The organism is Marinobacterium profundum (assembly GCF_001528745.1).
Taxonomy (GTDB): domain Bacteria; phylum Pseudomonadota; class Gammaproteobacteria; order Pseudomonadales; family Balneatricaceae; genus Marinobacterium_A; species Marinobacterium_A profundum.
This window is the reverse complement of the sequence record NZ_BCNS01000043.1, coordinates 1-1,068: the sequence shown is the minus strand read 5'-3', so window position 1 is coordinate 1,068 and position 1,068 is coordinate 1. Positions and strand designations below refer to the sequence as shown.

General features: G+C 56.6%; 1 protein-coding gene. It reads left to right on the top strand.

Translation table 11 applies throughout. From position 1 onward, the window contains the following. Positions 1-967 (top strand): ISAs1 family transposase (locus MPRO_RS02665; RefSeq protein ID WP_158651723.1); only part of this gene is annotated, 967 nt, incomplete at its 5' end. Positions 968-1,068: the final 101 nt, after the last annotated feature.

Sequence of the window (1,068 nt, the reverse complement as noted above, 5' to 3'; positions counted from 1 at the left end):
CGAGCGTGAGGACTGGTTTCGACAATATTTACAGCTTCCCGGCGGGATTCCATCACACGATACCTTTAACCGCGTGTTTTCCCTGCTCGATCCGGTGCAGTTCCGCGCGCTTTTCACGACCTGGGTCCAGGATGTCCTGATCGATACGCCGCTGTCAGGCGTCGTGGCCATCGATGGCAAAACCGTGCGCGGCTCCCGAGGCCGACACGGCGGTGCCATTCATATGGTCAATGCATGGGCCAGTGAGGCCGGTATTGCGTTGGGGCAGTTCAAAGTGGATGCCAAATCCAACGAAATCACCGCAATACCGGCGTTGTTGGACACCTTGGCGATCAAAGGCTGCCTGGTCACACTGGATGCGATGGGGTGCCAGAAACGCATCGCCAACAAGATCCTGAAAAAGGACGCGGACTACCTGTTGGCTGTCAAAAGCAATCAACGCAAGCTGCATGGCGAACTATCAGATTACTTTGACGGTTACTGGGCCACACATCCGGAGGATGCGTCGGGGTCTTGTTTTATCGCGGAGGATACGCGCGTCCACGGCCGCCAGGAGCAGCGGCGATGCTGGGTTACACACGAGATGGAAGGGTTGCCTGCTGCCTCAAGCTGGCAGGCGAAAACGATTGCCGCCGTGCAGCTGGATCGCCAGACGCCCCATAAAGGCACGACGCTGATACGGTATTTTATCGCCAGCAAAGTCATGACGGCCGACGAAGTACTACAAGCCACGCGCCAGCATTGGCACGTTGAGAATAAGCTGCACTGGGTACTTGATGTTGCCTTTTCTGAGGATCATTCCCGAGCCCGTCAGGGGTATGCGGCGGAGAATCTGGCGACGGCCCGGCAGATCGCCCTGAACCTGCTCAAGCAAGACACAACCGCAAAGCTGGGGATCAAAAACAAGCGCAAGGGCTGCGGCTGGAGTGATCGTTACCTGTTTCACATTCTCGGGCTGATCAAATAATGTTCATGCGTTTGCCCTGACCTTTTCGGTATCTTTCTGATGCCATCACCCGACGACCCGACGTTCCCACGACCCGTCCGCAGTGCCAGAAAAATCAAGCA